General features: G+C 39.3%; 13 protein-coding genes and 3 pseudogenes. 4 read left to right on the plus strand and 12 right to left on the minus strand.

Annotated elements, in window-relative coordinates; genetic code table 11:
- Positions 1 to 3: 3 nt before the first annotated feature.
- From BM135_RS17050 to BM135_RS12660, 4 genes and pseudogenes are all read right to left on the minus strand, one after another.
- Entirely contained in the window at positions 4 to 1,488 is a 1,485-nt protein-coding gene (locus tag BM135_RS17050; protein WP_175486127.1) for a fructuronate reductase, read from the minus strand.
- Positions 1,480 to 2,661 (minus strand): annotated as a pseudogene (gene uxuA, locus BM135_RS17055) (mannonate dehydratase); the annotation flags it as partial. The gene BM135_RS17050 and the pseudogene uxuA, both read right to left, overlap by 9 nt.
- Before the next feature lie 15 nt (positions 2,662 to 2,676).
- A complete protein-coding gene (locus BM135_RS12655; RefSeq protein WP_092520086.1) occupies positions 2,677 to 3,975 on the minus strand; it encodes a TRAP transporter large permease in 1,299 nt (432 codons plus the stop codon).
- Positions 3,976 to 3,999: 24 nt separating this feature from the next.
- Positions 4,000 to 4,506 (minus strand): TRAP transporter small permease, encoded by a 507-nt coding sequence (locus BM135_RS12660; protein ID WP_092520088.1) that lies wholly within the window; start codon positions 4,504 to 4,506, stop codon positions 4,000 to 4,002.
- 261 nt (positions 4,507 to 4,767) lie between these two features.
- On the opposite strand from BM135_RS12660, the gene BM135_RS12665 reads away from it, so the two are divergent.
- Together BM135_RS12665 and BM135_RS12670 are read left to right on the plus strand one after the other, a co-directional pair.
- A complete protein-coding gene (locus BM135_RS12665) occupies positions 4,768 to 5,760 on the plus strand; it encodes a TRAP transporter substrate-binding protein (RefSeq protein WP_092520090.1) in 993 nt (330 codons plus the stop codon).
- A 311-nt stretch (positions 5,761 to 6,071) separates the two neighbouring features.
- Positions 6,072 to 6,821 carry an FCD domain-containing protein gene (locus BM135_RS12670; RefSeq protein WP_092520102.1) on the plus strand — a complete coding sequence of 250 codons (750 nt, stop codon included), beginning with the start codon at positions 6,072 to 6,074 and terminating at the stop codon, positions 6,819 to 6,821.
- A 205-nt stretch (positions 6,822 to 7,026) separates the two neighbouring features.
- Here BM135_RS12670 and BM135_RS12675 read toward each other — a convergent pair.
- Both BM135_RS12675 and BM135_RS12680 read right to left on the minus strand, forming a co-directional pair.
- Positions 7,027 to 7,233 (minus strand): annotated as a pseudogene (locus BM135_RS12675) (IS481 family transposase); the annotation flags it as partial.
- Between the two features lie 151 nt (positions 7,234 to 7,384).
- Positions 7,385 to 8,101, minus strand: a complete 717-nt coding sequence (locus tag BM135_RS12680; protein ID WP_175486125.1) for an Eco47II family restriction endonuclease — start codon at positions 8,099 to 8,101, stop codon at positions 7,385 to 7,387.
- A 146-nt stretch (positions 8,102 to 8,247) separates the two neighbouring features.
- Between BM135_RS12680 and BM135_RS12685 the strand changes: the two genes are divergently transcribed.
- Positions 8,248 to 9,480, plus strand: a complete 1,233-nt coding sequence (locus tag BM135_RS12685; protein WP_092520105.1) for a DNA cytosine methyltransferase — start codon at positions 8,248 to 8,250, stop codon at positions 9,478 to 9,480.
- 38 nt (positions 9,481 to 9,518) lie between these two features.
- Here BM135_RS12685 and BM135_RS12690 read toward each other — a convergent pair whose 3' ends face one another.
- The 4 genes from BM135_RS12690 to cuyB form a co-directional block, all read right to left on the minus strand.
- Positions 9,519 to 10,001, minus strand: coding sequence for a TdeIII family type II restriction endonuclease (locus BM135_RS12690; RefSeq protein WP_339385131.1), 483 nt, complete (start codon positions 9,999 to 10,001; stop codon positions 9,519 to 9,521).
- A complete protein-coding gene (locus BM135_RS12695) occupies positions 9,995 to 10,288 on the minus strand; it encodes a hypothetical protein (protein WP_092520107.1) in 294 nt (97 codons plus the stop codon). The genes BM135_RS12690 and BM135_RS12695 overlap by 7 nt, the downstream gene beginning before the upstream one ends.
- A gap of 555 nt (positions 10,289 to 10,843) precedes the next feature.
- Complete coding sequence (locus tag BM135_RS12700) at positions 10,844 to 11,317, minus strand: very short patch repair endonuclease (protein ID WP_092520108.1); 474 nt, start codon at positions 11,315 to 11,317, stop codon at positions 10,844 to 10,846.
- Positions 11,318 to 11,725: 408 nt separating this feature from the next.
- Complete coding sequence (cuyB, locus tag BM135_RS12705; protein ID WP_092520109.1) at positions 11,726 to 12,424, minus strand: cysteate racemase; 699 nt, start codon at positions 12,422 to 12,424, stop codon at positions 11,726 to 11,728.
- Between the two features lie 138 nt (positions 12,425 to 12,562).
- Here cuyB and BM135_RS12710 point away from each other — a divergent pair, with 138 nt between their 5' ends.
- Positions 12,563 to 13,453, plus strand: a complete 891-nt coding sequence (locus tag BM135_RS12710) for a LysR substrate-binding domain-containing protein (RefSeq protein ID WP_092520111.1) — start codon at positions 12,563 to 12,565, stop codon at positions 13,451 to 13,453.
- An 80-nt stretch (positions 13,454 to 13,533) separates the two neighbouring features.
- On the opposite strand, the gene BM135_RS12715 is transcribed toward BM135_RS12710, so the two are convergent.
- Together BM135_RS12715 and BM135_RS12720 are read right to left on the minus strand one after the other, a co-directional pair.
- Positions 13,534 to 14,793: a dicarboxylate/amino acid:cation symporter gene (locus BM135_RS12715; RefSeq protein WP_092520110.1), complete on the minus strand. Its 1,260-nt coding sequence runs from the start codon at positions 14,791 to 14,793 to the stop codon at positions 13,534 to 13,536.
- A 379-nt stretch (positions 14,794 to 15,172) separates the two neighbouring features.
- Positions 15,173 to 15,463: pseudogene (locus BM135_RS12720) on the minus strand (nucleotidyl transferase AbiEii/AbiGii toxin family protein); the annotation flags it as partial.
- Positions 15,464 to 15,594 lie beyond the last annotated feature (131 nt).

The raw sequence follows: 15,594 nt of genomic DNA on the forward strand, positions 1-15,594 counted from the left end.
CCTCTATGGACAAAGAGCCGCAATCGCTTGGCGGGCACCAACTTTCAGTAAGTTTTGATAGGCTTTGGTAACGTTATCGACAAATACACGGTTTTTTACTAATTTTTTACCGAAGATCGATTCAATTGATAGTAACGCTTCCACCACAGCAGCAGAATGGCCATATTCGGCATAAATAGCCGCAAAAGTTTCTTTTAATGGATCACGCACATCAATGGGTTGACCTTGTTCATCCACGCCACTGATATAACGCATCCAACCCGCCACACCAAGCGCTAAGTAGCGGTAATCTCTACCATAGTCACTATCCTGCACGAGATGCCATTCAATGGAGTCAATCATGCGCTGTGGCAATTTCTGGCTGCCATCCATCGCAATTTGCCATGTCTGATGTTTTAACGCCGGATTAGTGAACCGTTCGATCAAGTTATCCGCATAGGCCACTAAGTCGGTATCTTCTGGCATCGACAATGTTGGGGCTTGTTCATTCAGCATTAGTGCATACACAGCCCGACGATAATCGGCATTTGTCATCGTATCGGAGATATGCGCATAGCCACCCAAATAGCCTAAGTAAGCCAGAAATGAATGGGCACCATTTAACATGCGCAACTTCATCATTTCAAATGGTGCCACATCGTCCACAAATTGCGCACCGGCAAGATCCCAATCTGGACGCCCATTCACAAAGTTATCTTCAATCACCCATTGGCGAAAAGGTTCGCAGGCAATAGCACAAGGATCTTCAACGCCCAGCCGTTGGGCAATTTCAGTTAGCGTTTCTGGTGTGGCAGCCGGCACAATACGATCCACCATCGTGCAGGGAAATGTCACTTGGTTTTCTATCCATTGTGCCAATTTTTCATCCTGCAAACGCGCCAGACTCAATATAGCCTCACGGGCAACATGCCCATTTTCCCGAACGTTATCGCACGATAAAATTGTCACAGAGGGTAGCTGGCGCTCAAAACGTAATCTTAAGGCCGCAGTGATATACCCTATGGCTGATCTTGGCACAGCAGGATTAGCAATATCTTTAATAATTAATTCATTATTGGGATCTAAATGCCCTGTCGCGGCATCGGTACAATATCCTTTTTCAGTGATTGTCAAAGAGATGATTGCGACATCAGGGTGCGCCATTTTTTCGATAATCGCCTGAATGCCATCAATTAATGGGTGCATCCCTTCTTTCATTGAACCAATAATTTTTAATGTGATCCCCTCCTGCCCTTTCTCTGCGACGGTATAGCGCATGGATTGTTTTTTTAGATTTTCAATCAGTGTGACACTCTGTTTTGACATCAGATTGACAGCACAAATCCCCCAATCACTGTCTGTTTGCTCTAATACATAATGCGTATAAAGCGCCTGATGCACCCGATGAAATGCACCGCACCCTAAATGCACTATACGGGAAGTCAGGCGTTTGGTTGTCCAACGAGGGCATGGGACAGAAGTTACCGCATTGACAAGATTTTTTTCCATGATGGCACGATGAATGCCCAACTCAAGGCCACGAATTTCAGCTAATCCTTTCAGGCGACCGATTGCTGAATAACCAGGGTTCGTTTTCTTTTTCAAATCATCAAGTATTTGATGACCATGATCAGGCCGCATTGGAATAAGGTGATTTTCACCCGCTGCCAATCGGCGATGTTCTTCTTCTGCGACCGCTTTGATCACTTCATACATATCCACATCACCGGCAAGATGTGCCGCTTCGTGGAACGTGGATGGGTTTTCTTCCCGTAGGGTTGAGCGTAAGTGGAGGAAATAGATACGGGAACCAAATAATTTGATCATCTTTACCAAATCATTATCCGCGCGCACGCCATAAGATCCGGTGCACATCGTATAGCCGTTGGCATTACTGTCTACTGTTTCCGCTATCCAACGCATATCCTCTATTGTAGAAACAATGCGTGGCAGACCTAAGATCTCACGAGGGGGATCATCAGGATGCACGGCCATTTTGATGCCGATTTCTTCCGCAATCGGAATGATCTTTTTCAGAAAATAAGCAAAGTGCTCACGCAATTTGGCCTTATCAATGTCTGTATAACGTTTTAGGTGTTGGCGAAGTTGTTCTAAGGTATAGCCTTCCTCTGCACCAGGAAGACCAGCAATAATCGTGTTTGTCAGTTTTTGTTTTTCTTCTTCTGTCATTGAAGCGAAACGTGATTGTGCTTGCACAATTTCATCATCGGGATACTCTTTTTCTGCGGCAGGGCGTTGCAAAATGTGAATATCAAAAACGGCAAATTCTATTTGATCAAAACGCAACGCTTTTGAGCCATCAGGTAATTCATATTCGAGATCAGTACGTGTCCAATCCAGAACAGGCATAAAGTTGTAGCATATTGTTTTGATCCCGCAGGCAGCGAGGTTACGCAAGGTTTGTTGATAGTTTGCTATCCATTGATCGTACTCCCCTGTCTGCGTTTTGATATCTTCATGAATAGGAACACTCTCTACGACTGTCCACTCAAGTTGATTAACTTCAATCAGTGCCTTACGTTGTTCTATCTCTTCGATAGACCAGACTCCGCCATTGGGAATATGGTGCAACGCCGTCACAATCCCTGTTGCTCCTGCCTGACGGATATCCGCTAATGAAACAGGATCTTCAGGCCCATACCAACGCCAAGTTTGTTTCATAACTCCCCCCTATAACTAATTCAAAACTAATTCAGGTAACCATAAACTCAATTGTGGCAGATATGTCACGAGCGCCAGCGCCGAGATCAGCGCAACATACATTGGGAGCAGTGGTTTTAGTACCTTATCAATACTCACCTCCCCCACAGAGCAACCCACAAATAAAGCACTGCCTACGGGAGGTGTACAAATTCCAATGGCTAAATTAAATGTCATGATGATGCCAAAGTGAACAGGGTCGATCCCCATACTCATCGCAACGGGTAAGAAAATCGGCGTGAAGATCAAAATGGCAGGTGTCATATCCATAAAGATCCCCACGATCAGTAGGATGATATTAATGATCAGCAGGATGGTCAGTGGATTATCAGAAACCGCCATCAACGTATCCGAAATCAGATACGGCAGATCAGCATTGGCCATTGCCCAGGACATCCCCATTGATACGCCAATCAGCAATAAAACAATCGATGTGGTAACGGCTGAATCAAGAATAATTTTGGGCAGTTGCTTGAAACTGACTTCACGATAAATAACTACTGCGAGGATAAAGCTGTAGAGAACCGCAATGGCTGATGCTTCTGTCGCCGTGAAGATCCCCCCAATAATCCCCCCCATAATCACCACAATCAGCATTAATGACGGTATAGCTTTCCACGCTGTATCAAAAAACTCGCTCCATGTTGACCGTGGTGCAATAGGGTAGCGCTTCCTCTTGGCAATAATGGCAGACACAATCATGAGTGAAATCCCCATAATAATGCCGGGGATATAACCCGCTAAGAACAAGGCAGCAATAGATGTCCCCCCCGAAACTAACGAGTACACAATCAAGGTATTGCTGGGTGGGATCAGCAAACCAGAAGGACAAGACGCGATATTCACAGCTGCAGACAGCTCAGGATCGTATCCTTCTTTTCTCTGCATCGGTGCCATTGTTCCCCCTACCGCAGCAGCGGACGCCACTGCCGAGCCTGAAATTGCCCCGAAAAGCATGTTCGCCATAATATTGACGTGCATTAATGATCCCGGCAAACGACCGCCAATCACTTTAGCCAGATTGATCAAACGCGCCGCAATCCCGCCTTGGTTCATAATATTTCCGGCAAGAATAAAGAACGGGATCGCTAATAAAGAGAAGTTATCGACTCCCGCAGCCATACGTTGCGCAACAACCGTGATCGCAGATTCCAGCGGCAATGTCATAGTAATGGCGACTAATGAAGATAAGCCGATTGCAAAAGAAACGGGGACACTCAATGCCAGTAATATTGCAAATGTGCCAAAGAGTGCGGTAATGACAGACCAATCCATACTCTAACCTCTCATCTCCACAAATTAATGACTCTCAGACACCACTGGCGGTTGACCAGAAAAATGCTGAAGTATCGAGATCACATCAACCATCGCATAGAAAATCATCAATATTCCGCTAATAGGCAAACATAAATAGATGTATCCCATCTGCCAACCTAACGCAGGTGTGATTTGACCATTTCCCAGTGTCGATGAAACAAGAAGGCTGCCACCATAAAGCAGCACAATAGAAGAAAACGAAATGATTGCTGCCTGAATAATCAGGCCGATAATGCTTTTCTTTACTCCTGTTAATTTCATGATCAACAGATCGATAGCAAGATGACGACGCTGCCCTGTTGTATATACCGCGCCAATCATTGCGACCCACATAAACAGATAACGTGCTAATTCATCTGTCTCAGTGCTCGGTGCACCTAGGACATAACGAGAAATGACCTGCCATGACACACATAAAACCAGAAAGGCCAGCAGGCAGATTATAAAAAATGCCAAACTTTTATTGGTAATCGCTACAAGGTTTTTCATTTATTTTATCCCTGTCATTTTGGTTTACCAATTAAAGACTACATAGACAGTAGAGTCTATACCGATCGCACTAAAGACATTGAAATAACGCCCTGAAGAGAGTGAGAGAGATCACAAACCAAAAAGGTTAACCAATAATGCCATTTTTTTGTGATTAAGGTCGACCAATTTAATTTTTCCTTTTGCCCAATCAGTAAGATCTGATTATGGTTTGTCCACAGAAAATAACAAAAATCTACGTTTACCTCTGGAGAATCAAACATGCAGAATCGCAGACGAATTTTAGACATAGTGACGGGCATAGCGGCTGGCGTCATGTTTATGCTGGGGACATCTCAGGCTTTCGCCGTGACAACCCTAAAACTTAGCCATAACCAGAACCGAGACCATGCTGTTCATAAGGCCATGACCCAGTTCGCGAACGAAGTAAAAGAAAAAACCAACGGGGAAGTTCGTATTCGCATCTATTCTGATTCTCAATTGGGCAACCAACGTGAATCCATTGAATTGATGCAAAATGGTGCCTTGGATATTGCTAAATCTAATGCAGCAGAATTAGAAGCCTTCTCTCCCGCTTATTCCATTTTCAACTTGCCCTATTTATTCCGCGATAAAGCGCACTATCAACAAATAATCAATAGCAATATTGGTAAAGAAATCCTAGATTCTAGTCAAACCATGGGGTTTATTGGTCTCACTTATTATGATGCGGGCGCACGCGGTTTTTATGCAAAAAAACCGATTAGAACGCCTGAAGATCTAAAAGGTTTAAAAATTCGCGTACAACCCAGCCCTACCGCCATTGCGATGGTGAGAAGGTTAGGAGGAAATCCAACGCCATTAGCTTATGGTGAACTCTATACCGCATTGCAACAAGGCGTTGTGGATGCAGCGGAAAACAACATTACTTCTTTTACGCTAAGCCGCCATAATGAAGTGGCAAAATTCTTTTCGCTGGATGAGCATACGATGATCCCTGATGTACTGTTAATATCGAACAAGTCGTTGAATAAATTAACGACTGAACAGCAAGAGATTGTGAAAAAAGCGGCACTGAACTCCTCAAAATACATGATTCAACTTTGGGAAAAATCAGAACAGGAAGAACATGCTAAAGCAGAAAAACAAGGTGTTGAGTTTATTGTCGTGGATAAAGCCCTCTTCCAAGACGCGGTAAAACCCCTGTATGACGATATTGCTAAAACGCACCCAGAATTATTCGAAATGGTAAATAGAGTGCGTAAAGTAGAATAATTTTCTATTAAAACCACCTATTGTAACAAGAATAGGTGGTTATATTTCTGGCATTGATGTCTTAGAATACCATCATTTTTAGTCGATCCATTTATACCCTATGGATTTCGCGTTGCATCGCGGCGGCAAGGAAACGACAAATTCGTCGGGAACGAATTTGCCCAGCCAAAGACTGGCCTCCGGTGAGAGGCAGGAGCCTCTCAGTAATCCCCGGGAGCATAGATAACTATGTGACTGGGGTGAGTGAGCGCAGCCAACAAAGAAGCAACGTGAAAGACGACGGGATAGTATATAACCTTACGGCGGCATTAATGATGAACTTTGCAGAATCCAAGCGCCCCTATCATGAAGTAGCCCAATCACTACGTCAGATGATTATAGATATGGATTATTCTCCCGGTGATCGTCTACCTACAGAACGTGAAATTGCAGAAAAATTTGGCGTTTCTCGCACCCTTATTCGTGAAGCGTTAATTGTATTGGAATTGGAAAACCTCATTGAAGTACGCAAAAGCTCAGGTATTTATATCATTCGACTGCCATGCACTTATCCAAGCGATATAACCATCAATGCCGCAGGGCCTTTTGAGTTATTACAAGCCCGCCAATTATTGGAAAGCAATATTGCTGAGTTTGCAGCGCTCCAAGTGACTCCGATCGATATTGTCAATATGCGCAACGCATTGGAAAAAGAGAAAAATGATCTGATTTCAGGAGAAAGTGAATCCGGTGATAGAGAGTTTCATTTAGCCATCGCACAGGCAACGCATAACAGTATGTTAGTTGAATCACTTAAACAATCTTGGACGTGGCGTGAGAATAATCCTATGTGGATGAAACTACATAGCCGAATTGCCAATACTGACTATCGTAAAGCGTGGTTGAATGATCATCAGGCAATTTTGGCAGCGATGATCAAAAAAGATCCCGCAGCAGCGAAACAAACGATGTGGCAGCATTTAGAGAATGTGAAACAGAGCTTGCTTGAATTATCAGATGTCGATGATCCTAATTTCGATGGGTATTTGTTTGAGTCTTATCCGGTTGGTATTGGGAAGTGAGTTTGGGGTGTTGGGAGCATCGGCTCTGTACATGAATGGTGTGTAATTGCTTGTTTTTGTGATCTACTACATATTCTGGGTAGTGCAGTGGCAGAGGCTCTTTCGATGTACTTTGGTGTGCAACGGATGACACCAGATGGTGGGTTGTGCCTAATTCCGGGAGCGATTACGCTGGTGCTGTCGTATTTGTAGGCTATTTTTGTTGGTATTGTGTCGGCGAGTAGGGCTCATGATAAAATTCATTCAATATGGTCTTGTGAAAGCGTTCACAGATGCCATTTGTTTGCGGTGACATCGCCTTTGTTTTGCTATGGTCGATATCGTTTATAGCCAGGTACAGCGGGTAATCGTGCTACTCAACACGCCTGCAATATTCGGTGCCTCTGTCCGTTAGAATACGTAACATTGAGAGTTACCTCTATTCTTTGATTGTAGATTCAGTACCTTTAATCAAAGCAGGTAACTCTTTTCTTTTCAAATTGAAATGTCAGATCTAGTCTGAGCTAATACACCTAATGTTAAAAAAATTTAGCTCACCTTTCTTCTTAGAAGCATAAATCTAACTAAGAGAATTTATCTCCATAAGCCATTAAAAAGTTATCAGAAAAAGCTTCAGATTCCACTAAACTATCAGGATCAAGCTTCTTACCAAATTCTTCTTCAATAATTTCTGAAACTATTTTCGGAATCTCTTGATATAATTCATAAATGGCATTTTCATGATCGGTAATTAGAGAATAAAAAGACTTACCATCAATTACCCTTATATCTTCACGGGCAGGCAAACGAACTTTTACCTGATTATCTGACGGAGTAAAAGGTTCATTATAGATTTTCTGGCCTTTAGGTAATACTTCTACATAATACCCTGTATATCCCGGTTTATCCTCAATTGCTTTCACTAAATCGCGATAGATCTGAACCTTGTGATTTCCCTTTGTTGTATTGTGCTTGTTTTTGATTTCAGCTACCATTTTAAGCCTATCAGCAACAATATCTATTAGATTTCCAACAGGAAGATTCTCAACACCTGCAACGGATCCCATAATTTTCTCATGTAACGATCCAATAGCATTTTGTTTAGTTTTTTGAATTTGTCGTGCTTTTTCTTGCTGTAACCAATCGTCAATACTTATACCTTGGATCAGGGCATCTATTGATGCCGAAAAACAATCAAGGGTATTTCTATAAAGATCTAACTTTTCCTGCTGAGCCTGATATACAAGCTTAATATCTGACCTGATAGCGTCTTTTAACTTTTTCCTATTAAATGCCTTCAAAATAACCTCCTGACTTAAAAAAGAATATTATGAATCAAAAATTAAATCGATAAAATAAAAATAAAAAATCGATAAAAAAATAGTGGACCTAAATAGAATAATTATGTATATTTAGACAGTAATTGGTAACTTATTGGAAGCGTCATATGTTTGATGTCCAGAATAATGAACACTTTAGCATAGAAGTATTGGCTGACATCCTGTCCCAATCCAAAACTACTATTGAATCTCGCATACGTAAGGGAGAACTAATTATTAATTCTAAAACTGGGCTAATTCATCAAGCCCAAGTTTTACACCACCCTGAGATACAAGGCATTGTTAACTCAAGTTGGGACAAAGAGTCCAAAATCACACCAAATCGTGAATACAATTTAGTTGAACTCTTTGCCGGAGGGGGGGGATTAGCGCTAGGTATGGAACAAGCCGGTTTAAAAAGCATTTTTCTTAATGAATTAGATAAACATGCATGTGCAACATTAAGATACAATCGCCCTAATTGGAATGTTGCTGAAGGCGATATCGGAAAAATAAATTTTAATCAAATAAAGGAAACAGTGGATGTATTAACAGGTGGATTTCCTTGCCAAGCATTTTCTTATGCAGGAAAAAGCCTGGGCTTTGAAGATACTCGCGGAACCCTTTTCTTTGAAATGGCTCGGGCAATCAAAGAGCTACAACCCAAAGTTTTTTTAGCTGAAAATGTTAGGGCATTACTCACTCATGATGATGGTAAAACACTTTCTGTCATTAAAGATGTAATTGATGAACTAGGTTACGAACTTGTAGAGCCTAAGGTTCTAAAAGCAATTTTCTACAAAGTGCCACAAAAACGTGAGCGACTAATATTAGTTGGAATACGTAAGGATGTAGCATCAAAAGGCAAATTCCATTGGCCATCCCCTTATAAACGGGTAATGACATTAAGAGATGCATTTTTCGCTGGTGAGTTATATCAAAACGATGTACCTGAGTCGTTAGGACAAATTTACCCAAAACATAAACGCGAAATCATGTCTGTAGTTCCACAAGGAGGGTATTGGAAAGATTTACCTGATGAATTACAACGCGAGTACATGAAAAATAGCTATTTCTTAGGTGGTGGAAAAACTGGCATGGCTCGTAGACTATCTTTAAATGAACCAAGCTTGACATTAACAACATCCCCAGCGCAAAAACAAACTGAACGTTGCCATCCAACCGAAACGCGCCCTCTCCAAATTAGAGAGTATGCTCGTATTCAAACATTCCCTGATGAATGGATATTTCAAGGTTCACTGACAGCTATCTATAAACAGATTGGTAATGCAGTGCCTGTTAATATGGCATTAGCATTAGGCCGCTCACTAGTCAGATTAATGAACAAAATTGAAAGCTAAAAAAGACAAAAGGCTTGCTAATCGCAAGCCTTTTGTCTTTATTTCATTTCAAATATTTGAGAAAATTGCTTACCAAAATCCTGCTTACCCAATTTTTCAAAAACATCAAAAATTAGTTTTGTTGTATTTTTTTCTCCTAACAAAAAATCCCAAAACTCATCTGCAACTACAGCTTCTTTTCCAGGGATTAAAGGACGAACCTTCCCTTGCTCCTTTTGCCAGAAATTCTTTCCAATATGAGGATTGAATGGAAATGCCAATAAGCATACTACATTATTTTTGGTCTGAGCCAAGGCACGATACGCATACCAATTAGCTTGAGTAGACATGCATTTTGTTCCAGCGCTAGCATTGATTTGAGTAGTTTTGATATCTATCAAATATTCTATACCATCTTTTTCAATCCAAATATCAACACCTTCACCTTTTGGCATTTTCTGATATTTATCTACGATAATATTTTCTTTTTTGATAAAATTACAAATTTCTTTATAAAATTCAAATGCCGATACTGTTACAATATTTTTTTCTGTGTTTCGTAATTAGATATAAAATAACGAACTTTATCAGGTATAATTGGTACCTTTTCATTCAATCTTTTATGATCCAATATATTGAATCCATTCTCTCTTGCAAATGCTAATGCCAAAGGCTCCCACAATTGAGTACCTAAAGAAGTTTCTAAACCACCAATAAGTGAACGAATACGCCTTTCTCTAGGAAATATCTTATCTAAGACATGGCCTACTTTTACTTCGCCTTTTCCTACTAAAATAGTCTGATATTGATTTTTTAATCGTAGTTTCAATTATGCTGGATATATACATAAAAATACCTTAACAGATTTACATAAAAAACAATCAATATCATTAAATTCACCTTAAAATCAAGTTAAATTAATTAATTAATTAATTAATTAATTAATAAATTGAGCATTTCATAGCCACAGAAAAAATAATGAATAAAAATTAGTATATTCTTAAATTTTTAACCTGGACGAATGCCACAGTTTTACTGATTGAATTACAACAAAAAATCAAAAGCAAATCAGAAATAACCACTTATAATAATTTTAAAATCAATATAGGGAAAGCATAAAAAACAATCAAATTTTTTCATTTGTGATACCCAATTATAGTCATTAATTCACCTATAACACTATAAAAAATAAATATTAATTAAATTATTTAATATAATTTTTATTAAATACCCTTATCCGATAGAAATACATTTTTTATAATTCATTACCTAGAAAGGATTTACAATCATACATAAATATGTCATGATATATTAGACATAAAAATCAATTTATAAATATATTTACTAATAAAATTACATTGGCATTATGTCCCTTCTTACTTTTTTAGATATGACAGATATGAATACCTTCAAAATCAATTTCTGCACATAAATAATCTTCACATAACCACTCCTCTATCCTTTCTGATAGCCCCTTATAAGATAATCTATATTTACCTACTAAAGAACACTCCCATACAATCAACACCTTCCAATTCAATTTGATTAAAGAGTTAACAACCACTTTATCTCTATTAATATTTCTATTTATTTTTTTTAGCCAAAAATCCCTCCTTGTCACAGGAGGTTTAAATATATAACATTTATGTCCATGCCAAAAACACCCGTGGACAAATAATACTGATTTATACTCATCTATAACAAAATCAGGTTTTCCGGGTAAACCCGAAACTTGTTTTCTATAATTAACATTTAAATCTACAATAATCCTCTCAATTTTATTTTCTATAGATGTACCACTACTTTTAATTGAACGCATAATCCTGCTTCTAACTTTAGGATCATTTATATTAGACATAAGAACCTCTTTTTCGAAAAAATGATATGATTGACTAATAACAAGAAATTTTTTCAAAAATCAGTCAATTCTATGTACATATTTCCCTATCATATATTCTCTAATTTAGCAAAATTCTTGGTCAAGTATTCAATCTATTGATCTAGCAATACACACGATAGCATTCGATTAGTTCAATCGTCTTATTCTACTGGCTTTGTTCGGCATTAAAATTGACTTTATAAAACCAGAATACACACATTGAATACATAACCCATTCGTATTAGTGATAATTCTCCGAGTTAAGAATTTCAGCATCACTATTTGTTAATCAAAACTCAAATTTTAAATTTAGCCTTACATGTTATATTTTTTATTCCCACCACAAAAAATAGTAGAGCTATTTACCTATAGTTCTATTTAATTTCATCAAACATAACTTTCATCAAAATAGCACCAATCAATTGCGCATCTAACTAATTCTTCCGTAGCATCAATATACCTATCCGTATTACCTTCCCTTTTAAGAATAACCGGTATCTCACTACACCCCATAATAAATTTTTCAATCCCAACATTTTTAAGCTGAGAAATAACCGATTCTATTAACCAATAAGCCTTTTCTTCATCTCCACTTTTATAAACTAAAATACTTTCCATAATAACTCCCTGCTGAATATCATCAGGAACCACAAAGTTCACCTTTTCTTTTTCCAACCGAGATTGATAAAGCCGTGCCTTTATCGTTCCAGTTGTAGCAAGAATCGCAACGTTGTTAACCCCATCCCTTACGATTTTGTTACAAGTAATTTCAATCATATTCAGAAAGTACATTTTAGTTGATGCTTTTAACTCATCATACCAATAATGTGCTGTATTACACGGCATAATAATACACCGTGCTCCCGATGACTCTAATATTCTCAATGCAGCCAACATATTATTTAATGGCGATACTCCACCAGAAAGTATACTTTCCGTTCTGTCTGGAATATCAGGAAAAGAAACGGTAATAACAGGAATATGTTCCTGATCTCTGTTTGCTGGTGTATATTGAATTATCTTTTCCATTGTATCTACAGTTGCGGCCGGCCCCATGCCGCCAAGAATGCCAATTATTTTTTTCATATGCCATCTCCATAAGTAATCGTTATGATGGCATATAAATTACGGTTCGTGATTGCAATATTTCTATGGCCTATGTTGAATTTGCATAAACTGTTTTATTTATTGATATCAGAAAGCGTTATTTTGCATGGTGGATTTATGTTTAATAATATTGAGCTAAAATGGTTATATGATGCAGTAATGTTGGAGGAGTTACGAAGTTTTACGCTTGCCGCAGAACGGAGGAATATATCTCAATCTTCTTTTAGCCGCAGGATTCAGGCTCTTGAGAATGCTGTCGGTTTTGAAATATTTAATCGTAACTCGAATCCATTACAGCTTTCGTTGCAAGGAAGAGGTTTTATTGTTTATGTCAGAAATCTTCTTGGTGATATAGAATATCAAATCGGTAAGTTAAAAGGTGGAGAAATATCTAAATACCGCATTAATATTGCTGCTGCCCACTCACTTTCTATTTCTCTTTTTCCTGAGTTAATTTCCGGTTTTGCAGAGAAATCAGATAAAGTTTTTAATGTTGAATCCATCAATGTTGATGAAGCGGTTCATAATCTTAAAAACGGTAAAAATGATTTTATTTTGTCTTTCTTTAATGAAGAATTAATGACATCACCGTTCCTTCATCATAAAGTGCTGGATGCTCAGTTATATCTTGTCTCTGGCTGTGATCCTGATGGTGAGTCATTGTATCATTTGGAAAATACGCCATTGCCGTTGATGAAATATACCGATGAAAGTTATATGGGACGCCAGGTAAATCAGTTATTGGAGAAAGATTTCAGGGAGCAGTTCACTTATTTTTGTCTTTCATCCATGAGCGAACTGCTGAAACGCATGGTACTGGATGGTCATGGCGTCGGCTGGTTGCCGGACTATTCAATCCGTGAGGAACTCAAGAAGCAGAAGCTGTGTTTGTTGGTGCCAGAGCAAGCTTCGATAAAAATGGGCGTTTTTATTTATCGAACTTACTCCCGCCTCAATCCTTCTTCTGAGCGCTTTTGGCAATATATGAAAACACGATGTACCAATTAACCATTCTTCCATCACATCAAGAGCCTACTGAGATAGGCTCGAAATTGCTGTAATCGCTGAGCAGAGTACAGCAAGTATGTTCAAATTTCTTGGCGCGGGGCTTCGCCTCCCTGCTTTTCTTCCAACTTAGCAATCACGGCAGTGGAAATACTGTTACCGACGACATTCGTCGCTGTACGTCCCATATCAAGAAATTGATCAATAGCGAGGATGAGCAGGATTCCCGCTTCTGGCAGGCTGAACATCGGTAATGTCGCCGCGACGACCACCACCGAAGCTCGTGCGACACCTGCCATTCCTTTGCTCGTGATCATCAGCGTCAACATAATCAAGATTTGTTCTGTCACGCTCAAATCAATGTTGTAGGCCTGTGCAATAAAGATCACCGCAAAAGATTGGTACAGCATCGAACCATCTAAGTTAAAGGAATAGCCCAGCGGTAATACAAAACTGGAGATTTTTTTCGGTACGCCAAAGCGATCCAGCGCGTTCATGGTTTTGGGGTAGGCCGACTCGCTGCTCGCGGTCGCAAACGCCAGTGCCACCGGTTCCTTGATCAATTTCATCAGTGAAAACACGCCATTACCGAGGAAGAAGAATCCAACGGCTGCCAGAATCGCCCAAAGTAAAAATAGACCAAGATAGAAGAGACCTATCAGTTTGCCGTAGTCATACAGCAACCCCAAACCCTGCACAGTCACAGCGGAGGCAATGGCAGCAAACACGGCTATCGGCGCAAATGACATCACATAGTCTGTGATACGGAACATGATGCGTCCCAGATCTTCAATCAACGTCACGATCGGGCTGGTTTTCTGGCTGTTGTGGCAGATATATGAAAGTGCCGCACCAAAAAATATGGAAAAAATCAGGATCTGTAAGATCTCATTATTCGCCATCGCAGAAGCGAAGCTACTCGGGAAAATATGGCTAATAAAGCTTTTTAGCGAGAACCCGCTGCTATTCAAACCTGTATTCGTCTCGCCTTGCTGTGGAATAGCAATATTAAGCCCAACGCCGGGCTGAAATAGGTTAGCCATCAGCATACCAATGCCAATTGAGACTAATCCCGCGATAATAAACCATACCATCGCTTTGATGGTGATGCGCCCGACAGAAGATGACCCGCCGATTGACACAAGCCCAGTAACAATCGTGGCAAATACGAGTGGCGCGATGATCATTTTTATCAAGCGTAAGAATACATCGGTGATGATATTGATATAGGAGGCAACTTCTTTTGTCTGGTTAGCATCAAGATAATGATGAAATCCCCAGCCAGTAATAATCCCCAGTAGAATGGCGATAATGATTTGCTGCATGAGCTTTTGCCTATTCATAATGACCTCTTATTTTTCTATAAATATTGAAGGCAGCCGTGAACAAATATTTACATTTTTTTAACCTTTGATGAAATGCAAATGAAGGTTATGTATTCAATGTGTGTATTCTGGTTTTATAAAGTCAATTTTAATGCCGAACAAAGCCAGTAGAATAAGACGATTGAACTAATCGAATGCTATCGTGTGTATTGCTAGATCAACAGATTGAATACTTGACCCAAATGAAAGATGCGGTATGCAGAAGATGCATGGCTCTATTGGGATAGAAATTAATTCCGAAAATTAAATCCATTACTTTATCTATAAAGATATTTTATTGAACTCTGCCATAAATGGAGACTAATCTTTAGAAAAACGTTTTACTAAATACCGCCATTTGGACAATATATTTTCTTATACCCTTTCGCTTAGAACGAGAATACTGAGCTTTTGTAAATTCAGGTCTTGGCACCAATTTGATATAAACATCTTCCGACATTCGATTAAGTGATATTCCTGCCTTTGCCAAAGCAGTACCACCAGCAACTATTAATTGATGTGAGTCAAATGCTAACGATCTAATTAAATGTAAAAGTTCAACAATGTAGTGATCTTTTTCCACTATAGAAGTAGATTCAATACCTAATGCATCAGCTACATCAACAAACAACTCCGTTAAGTTATCCATTTAAGTGCTCAAGAAAAATTAATTACAAATTGTTCTCCATAACCGTCCAATAGCGTATTTAGCTCATCCTCCATTGTGTCCTGAGTCCAGGTGATAAAACGTCGCCAGTGATATTTGGCTTGTTTCCAAAC

The sequence above is a fragment of the Xenorhabdus japonica genome, assembly GCF_900115195.1.
Lineage (GTDB): Bacteria > Pseudomonadota > Gammaproteobacteria > Enterobacterales > Enterobacteriaceae > Xenorhabdus > Xenorhabdus japonica.

Bases quoted from the DNA above. Each gene is read 5' to 3' on its own strand.
- BM135_RS12655 (WP_092520086.1), bottom strand. From the start codon at position 3,975: ATGGATTGGTCTGTCATTACCGCACTCTTTGGCACATTTGCAATATTA.
- BM135_RS12685 (WP_092520105.1), top strand. From the start codon at position 8,248: ATGTTTGATGTCCAGAATAATGAACACTTTAGCATAGAAGTATTGGCT.
- BM135_RS12700 (WP_092520108.1), bottom strand. From the start codon at position 11,317: ATGTCTAATATAAATGATCCTAAAGTTAGAAGCAGGATTATGCGTTCA.
- BM135_RS12660 (WP_092520088.1), bottom strand. From the start codon at position 4,506: ATGAAAAACCTTGTAGCGATTACCAATAAAAGTTTGGCATTTTTTATA.
- BM135_RS12710 (WP_092520111.1), top strand. From the start codon at position 12,563: ATGTTTAATAATATTGAGCTAAAATGGTTATATGATGCAGTAATGTTG.
- BM135_RS12670 (WP_092520102.1), top strand. From the start codon at position 6,072: ATGATGAACTTTGCAGAATCCAAGCGCCCCTATCATGAAGTAGCCCAA.
- BM135_RS12665 (WP_092520090.1), top strand. From the start codon at position 4,768: ATGCAGAATCGCAGACGAATTTTAGACATAGTGACGGGCATAGCGGCT.
- BM135_RS12715 (WP_092520110.1), bottom strand. From the start codon at position 14,793: ATGAATAGGCAAAAGCTCATGCAGCAAATCATTATCGCCATTCTACTG.
- cuyB (WP_092520109.1), bottom strand. From the start codon at position 12,424: ATGAAAAAAATAATTGGCATTCTTGGCGGCATGGGGCCGGCCGCAACT.
- BM135_RS17050 (WP_175486127.1), bottom strand. From the start codon at position 1,488: ATGGAAAAAAATCTTGTCAATGCGGTAACTTCTGTCCCATGCCCTCGT.